General features: G+C 33.4%; 2 protein-coding genes. Both read left to right on the forward strand.

Going from position 1 to position 2234, the window contains the following annotated elements; translation table 11 throughout:
• Positions 1 to 20: 20 nt before the first annotated feature.
• The gene (locus B5P40_RS26165) at positions 21 to 332 is read left to right on the forward strand and encodes a heavy metal-binding domain-containing protein (protein ID WP_000637487.1); all 312 of its coding nucleotides are present in this window, start codon (positions 21 to 23) and stop codon (positions 330 to 332) included.
• A gap of 473 nt (positions 333 to 805) precedes the next feature.
• Positions 806 to 2234: thiol-activated cytolysin family protein (locus B5P40_RS26175; RefSeq protein ID WP_113710155.1), on the forward strand; the 1429-nt coding region annotated here is incomplete at its 3' end.

Consider the following 2234-nt stretch of genomic DNA (forward strand, 5'->3'; position numbering starts at 1 on the left):
ATTATAGGAGTGTGTTAATAATGATCGTAACAACAACTAATACTATTCAGGGTAAAGAAATTATTGAGTATGTAGACATCGTAAACGGTGAAGCAATTATGGGTGCAAATATCGTACGCGATATCTTCGCTTCTGTTCGTGACGTTGTAGGTGGCCGTTCTGGTGCTTATGAAAGTAAATTAAAAGAAGCTCGTGACATTGCGATGGAAGAAATGAAACAACTTGCAACGCAAAAAGGAGCAAATGCAATTGTTGGTATCGATGTAGACTACGAAGTGGTTCGTGACGGAATGTTAATGGTTGCGGTAAGCGGTACAGCAGTACGTGTGTAAATAGATAGAATGTGGATTTTTCTATAGCTTTTATGTATTTTCTATAAATATAGATGCATTATGTTTATGAACACATCACAAAACATAAAAAAGGAAGAGAATTTTTATAATTCTCTTCCTTTTTTATTTACGAGAAATTTCATGTTCATTAGCTGTTTAGTTCATCGAAAAATGCTGTAGAATGTACCTATTCTATTATAACAGTATAAAACATGGTTTTAAGATGTAATATTGCATATCAGAATGTGTTGATATATATATAAGCACTTACTATAATGAGAGTATAAAGATAAATCACATCTTAGCAACAACAAAAGAGGAGGAAATAATATGACAATCGCAATGACAATTTTAAAATTTATAGGTGGAGCACTTCCATTAGTTCAAGAACTTTTAAAAGCATTTATGTAAGTTCACTATTTAGCAATTATTTATAAATAATTATCATACCTTAATACGAAAAAAGGAAGGGGTTGAATTTTTTGAAAGTTATAAAAAGTGTTAAAGGAATCAAATTATTAGCATGTTTATCAATTGGCTTATGCACTATTAATTATTCGTCTATTTCCTTCGCTGAAACAAAAACAAGTAATTCAGCTGATGCAACAAAAAAAGCTATTAACATTGATACTGGCATAGGAAATCTTAAGTATAATAATCAAGAGGTTTTAGCAGTAAATGGTGACAAAGTAGAGAGTTTTGTTCCGAAAGAAAGTACAAATTCAAATGGTAAATTTGTAGTAGTGGAACGCGAGAAAAAATCACTTACAACTTCACCGGTGGATATTTCAATTATTGATTCTGTGGCTAATCGTACTTATCCAGGAGCAGTACAACTTGCAAATAAAGCTTTTGCAGACAATCAACCTAGTTTATTAGTGGCTAAGAGAAAGCCTTTGAATATTAGTATAGACTTACCTGGCATGAGAAAAGACAATACAATTACTGTTCAAAATCCTACATATGGTAATGTGTCTGGAGCAGTAGATGATTTAGTATCTACTTGGAATGAAAAGTATTCTAAAACACATACGTTACCCGCAAGAATGCAGTATACAGAATCTATGGTTTATAGTAAATCTCAAATAGCAAGTGCTCTTAATGTTAACGCTAAATATCTTGACAATTCACTGAACATTGATTTTAAAGCGATTGCAGATGGAGAGAAAAAAGTGATGGTTGCGGCATATAAGCAAATCTTTTATACCGTAAGTGCAGAACTACCTAACAATCCATCAGACCTTTTTGATAATAGTGTTACGTTTGATGAGTTAACTCGTAAAGGGGTAAGTAATACGGCTCCGCCTGTTATGGTGTCAAATGTAGCTTATGGCAGAACAGTTTATGTAAAATTAGAAACATCATCTAAAAGCAAAGATGTACAAGCTGCCTTTAAAGCCTTAATTAAGGGGCAAGGCGTTGAAGCGAGTGGACAGTACAAAGATATTTTTGAAGACAGTACCTTTACCGCTGTAGTGTTAGGCGGAGATGCAAAAGAGCATAACAAGGTTGTTTCAAAAGATTTTAATGAAATCCGAAATATCATTAAAGATAATGCAGAATTAAGTCCTAAAAATCCAGCATACCCAATTTCATATACAAGCACTTTCTTAAAAGATAATGCAACTGCGGCTGTTCATAACAATACAGACTATATTGAGACTACAACTACAGAATATTCAAGTGCTAAAATGACGCTTGATCATTACGGTGCATATGTTGCTCAATTTGATGTATCTTGGGATGAATTCTCATATGATGAAAATGGAAAAGAAGTATTAACCCATAAAACTTGGGAAGGGAATGGCCAAGACAAAACGGCTCATTACTCTACAGTTATACCGCTTCCACCGAATTCAAAAAATGTAAAAGTCGTAGCGAGAGAATGTACAGGTCTTGCAT

Origin of the sequence: Bacillus sp. SRB_8 (genome assembly GCF_003264205.1) — a bacterium.
Lineage (GTDB): Bacteria > Bacillota > Bacilli > Bacillales > Bacillaceae_G > Bacillus_A > Bacillus_A mycoides.